The following is a 4,595-nucleotide window of genomic DNA, read 5'->3' on the forward strand; positions in this document are numbered from 1 at the left end:
ACGTCGTCGGATACGGATCCGATCTCCGGGATGCCCGAGTTCAAGACCACGCGGGTGTCGGTGCGCGTGCACCAACCCGCTCTGAGTGAGGCGGTGGCCGTATGAGTTCTCGACCTGCTGAGCGCGTTGTAGTGGTGGGCTTCGGGCCGGTGGCCGCCCGCTTCATCGACGTTCTGGAACCGTCCCTCGCGTCCGGGGATGTGCAGCTGACGGTCATCGGGTCGGAGCCCGAAGCTGCGTACAACCGCGTGCTGGTCGCCGACGTCGGCGTGGGCCGCACCTCGCCGTCCGCAATTGCTTTGAGCGACCCTGCCCGGTTGGCGTCAATGGGCGCCGAGGTGCTGCTCGGTGCCGGAGTCCGGCGCATTGACCGCGCCCGGCAGCAGATCCTGCTCGACGACGGCACCGTGCGCCCCTACGACCGTCTGGTCCTCGCGACCGGCGCGCGGCCCGTCATCCCCTACCTCGCCGGGCTCAATCCCGACCCGCTGCACCCGGCATTGCCCGCCGGTGTGACCGCCCTCCGCGATCTGGCGGATGCGCGGGCGCTGCGCTCCGTCGTCGAACGCCGGGGTGACCTGGTAATCCTCGGCGGCGGCATTCTTGGTTTGGAGGCGGCGCTGGCCGCCGCCGAGGAGGGTGCCCGCGTTACGGTCGTCCACCACGGCGATTACCCGCTGGCCCGCACCATCGACGACGGCGGCGGACGCGTTCTGGCGTCCGCGCTCCGTTCCCAGGGGGTGCGGCTTGTGTCCGGTGCCAAGGCCGTTGGTCTCGAGCACGACGACGCCGGCGCCTTCACCGCACTGCGTCTCGACGACGGCCGGCTGGTTTCCGGCGACCTGCTGGTCCTCTCCTGCGGTGTGCGGCCGCGGGTTGAACTGGCCGAGGGGGCGGGTCTTCCGGTCGCGTCGGGCATCCTGGTGGACCACTCCCTGCGGGCGCACCATGACGAGTACATCTACGCGATCGGCGACTGTGCCGAGGTTCGCTGCACTTTCCCGGACTGCGCGGATTGTCAGGGCGACACTGCGCCGTCCGGCTTGATCGGTCCAGGGTGGAAGCAGGCCGAGTGGTTGGCTGAGTCGTTCGTCGCGGACGTTGTTCCCACGGGGTCGCGTTACGTCGAGGCGGTGTTGCCGCCGGTGCTGATGCTGAAGGCCCGCCGGCTCGACGCGGTTGTTGCCGGTGACGCTTCGGCCGACCCGTGGGCAGCGCACGACGACGGCACCGCCGTCGCACTGTGGGCGGACCCCCAGCAGGGCAGCTACGCGAAGATGGTCACCCGGAACGGGGTGCTGCAGGGCCTCGTGTGCGTTGGATTGCCGCGGGCCGGTGCCGAGCTGGTGCTTCTGTTCGAGAGCGGCGCGGTGCTGCCTGCTGACAGGTCCAGCCTGCTGCGACTGGACGGGGCGGAAGGGGCGGCATCGTCGTCGTCGTCCTCCAACCCCGCAGCAATCGTCTGCCGGTGCGCGGGCGTGAGCCGGGGCAGCATCGAGCAGGCCGCCGTCGTCGGCTGTTCGAGTGTGGCGGAGGTGTCGGCGTCGACGCGCGCCGGGACCGGCTGCGGGGGTTGCCACAGCGACATCAGGTCGATCATCGAGCAGCACTTCCAGCCCACTCCCGCCTGATCCCCGGCCTTTCCAACCCGTACCCGTCCAACCCCGGCCCACTTTCCCCGGGTTCTGCGCGGTGAAGCGCGTGTCGCCCAACAACACGCCGCTGAAACAGGCTCTTCTGCCGAAGTACCTGGGGAATCAGGCCCGCCCTCATCGGATCACCCGGCCCGATAGCACTGCCCGCACCTGGTCGAGAACTGCGTCCTGGTGAAACATGATGTCCTCATAGCTGTACCGCAGTATGAGATAGCCGCCAGCGATGGTCGAGTTGTTGCGCTGGAGGTCACGGCGGAGGGCGCGGCGGTCGGAGTGGTAGGCAGCGCCGTCGACCTCGACAACCACAAAGCCCTCAAGCAGGAAATCAACGCGTCCCACGCCCTCGATCGGCACCTGGGTCTCCACATAGAACCCGGCTTCTCGGAACAGTATCCGGGCGACCACTTCGACAGCAGACTCGGCACAACCGGTCACCAGATCCAGCGCTGCCCGAGCCCCGCCGTTCCGGTCACCCTGCAGTCGTTCCAGGAGAAAGGGTCGAACAGTGTCGCTGCGCCGCAGGGAGCACTCGACCATCACGGCCGCTTCCACCGGTGGAAGGCAGCGGAGCGCGTGAACCAGCACATCGACGACTCCCACCAAGGGCAGGGTGTCATGCGTGGGAACCGTCCGTTCGCGATGGTTCGCGTAGCCACGCCCGTGCCCGTGCAGGCAACTGAGGTGAAGGCGGTCCGGTGGGTACAGCGACCACAGCCCATAGTGCTTCGCTGCAGAAGCACAGGTCAGCAGCCCATTGTTGTCGAGGGCAACGCGGAAATCGGCGGGAGCATCGGGCAACGCCAACAGACCAGTGCGCAGACGCATAATTTCGCCGCGGTTCACGGCGTTCGCGATCTGTCTCTTGCTGACACCGCGGTCGCGAAGCGTCTGTGTGCGAGCTACGGATCCAACCACCGCGCAGAACTTTGGTTGCGTTCACTGTCCCAGTGCACCCACATCCAGCGGCGAACCGACCCCGTCAACGGACTGTGTGTACAAAGTGCCCGCATTGAGCGGCTTGTGGAGGCGCTGTTGAGCCCGGCTTGCGGCCCGGATTTCCCGGTTACCAAGACCCTAGAGGCGTGTCCCTCGCCGACACGCCGTCAGAACAACGACGACGGCGGCAGGACCTGGGGAATCCGGCCCACCCGGAAGGAGCGCAGGAGCTAGTGGACGTGCAGGCGCCGCGCCGCCTCCGAGATGGAGCCGGTCAGCGATGGGTACACGGTGAACGTGTTCGCGACATCGTCAACATGCAGCTTCTTGGTGACGGCGAGCGCCAGCGGGAAGATCAGCTCGGATGCACGCGGGGCAACCACCACACCGCCGATCACCGTACCGGAGCCCTTCCGCGCGATGATCTTCACGAATCCGTCCTTGACGTTCATCATCTTGGCCCGGGCATTGGTGCTGAGCGAGAGCTTGAAGATGTCGCCCTGGTACTGGCCGGACTCGACGTCAGCCTCAGAGACGCCCACGGACGCGATCTCGGGCGCCGTGAAGATGTTCGAGGCGACGGTCTTGAGCTTCAGCGGGGTGACGCTGTCACCGAGGAGGTGCGCCATCGCGATCCGGCCCTGCATAGCGGCAACAGACGCGAGCGCGAGCACACCGGTGCAGTCCCCCGCCGCGTAGACGTTGGGCGCCGTGGTCCGCGAAACGCCGTCCACCTTGATGTGCCCCGACTCGCTCACAGCGACACCGGCCTCTTCCAGGCCGATGCCCGAGGTGTTCGGAATGGCACCGACCGCCACGAGACAGTGGCTGCCGTCCACGGTTCGCCCGTCGGAGAGCGTGACCCGCACGCCGTCGTCGGTCCGTACAACGCCCTCGGCACGGGACTTCGACAACACAGTCATGCCGCGGGAACGGAACACCTCCTCAAGGACCTCGGCGGCGTCGGCATCCTCGCCGGGCAGCACGCGGTCACGGCTGGAAATGAGCGTCACGTCCGCTCCAAGGCCGTGGTAAGCCGACGCGAACTCGGCTCCCGTGACGCCTGATCCGATGACGATCAGGTGTTCGGGCACCTCGGTGAGGTTGTAGACCTGCTTCCAGTTGAAGATCCGCTCGCCGTCCGGCACCGCGGTGGGAAGCTCGCGCGGGTGGGCGCCGACGGCAAGGAGGATCGCGTCCGCCTCTACGGTGGTGGAGCCGGAGTCCGTCTCGACCTCGAGCCGGTGGTCATCCAGCAGCTTCCCGGAACCGATGATGATCTTCACGCCGGCCCGCTCGAGCGCCGCCGAGATGTCCTTCGACTGGTTCACGGCGAGGTTCAGCAGCCGCTCATTCACCTGCGCGAAGTCCGCGTACGCCGCCGACTCATCGGCAAACTTCACGCCCAGGTTGTGGGCGTTCGCCACCCGCGCCATGGTGTCGGCGGTGGCAATAAGGGTCTTGGAAGGAACGACGTCGGTGAGCACCGCCGAGCCACCGAGTCCGTTCCGCTCGACGATAGTGACCGTCGCTCCCAGCGAGGCAGCGACCATGGCCGCTTCGTAGCCACCCGGACCTCCCCCGAGAATCGCGAGGCGGAGGGCGCTGAAATCCAGTTGACTCGTCACACGTGCCATTGTGTCCTATCGGGCACCAGCCCTCAAACGCCCCGGCTGCTTCCACCGGTACCGGATCACAGCCCTGGAAGGTGGAACAACACGCCCCCGACCGGTAGGTTGGACCGGTGATTGACGAATCCCCGACGGACCCGTTTGCCCTTGCCCGCTCTGCAGCGGACTACATCGCTCAAGAGACGTCGGTGGCGTCGCACGACATTGCGTTGGTGCTCGGCTCCGGCTGGGGTGAGGCCGCCGAACTGATCGGCGAGACCACCCACACGCTGCAGGCGACCGACATCCCCGGCTTCGCCGCCCCGGCGGTCGAAGGGCATGTCGGCACCGTCCGCTCCATCCTCACGACCGCCGGCAAGCGGGCACTCGTCCT

General features: G+C 67.3%; 3 protein-coding genes and 1 pseudogene. 2 read left to right on the forward strand and 2 right to left on the reverse strand.

The features are described from left to right. Positions 1–101: 101 nt before the first annotated feature. A complete protein-coding gene (locus RIF85_RS14585; RefSeq protein WP_309072624.1) occupies positions 102–1,631 on the forward strand; it encodes an FAD-dependent oxidoreductase in 1,530 nt (509 codons plus the stop codon). Positions 1,632–1,769: 138 nt separating this feature from the next. On the opposite strand, the gene RIF85_RS14590 is transcribed toward RIF85_RS14585, so the two are convergent. Both RIF85_RS14590 and RIF85_RS14595 read right to left on the reverse strand, forming a co-directional pair. Next, the gene (locus RIF85_RS14590; protein ID WP_309072625.1) at positions 1,770–2,570 is read right to left on the reverse strand and encodes a DUF559 domain-containing protein; all 801 of its coding nucleotides are present in this window, start codon (positions 2,568–2,570) and stop codon (positions 1,770–1,772) included. Positions 2,571–2,821: 251 nt separating this feature from the next. Then, positions 2,822–4,219 (reverse strand): NAD(P)H-quinone dehydrogenase, encoded by a 1,398-nt coding sequence (locus RIF85_RS14595; RefSeq protein WP_309072626.1) that lies wholly within the window; start codon positions 4,217–4,219, stop codon positions 2,822–2,824. A gap of 116 nt (positions 4,220–4,335) precedes the next feature. Between RIF85_RS14595 and RIF85_RS14600 the strand changes: the two are divergent. Beyond that, a pseudogene (locus RIF85_RS14600) lies at positions 4,336–4,595 on the forward strand (purine-nucleoside phosphorylase); the annotation flags it as partial.

The sequence above is a fragment of the Arthrobacter sp. genome (genome assembly GCF_031179385.1).
Lineage (GTDB): Bacteria > Actinomycetota > Actinomycetes > Actinomycetales > Micrococcaceae > Arthrobacter_D.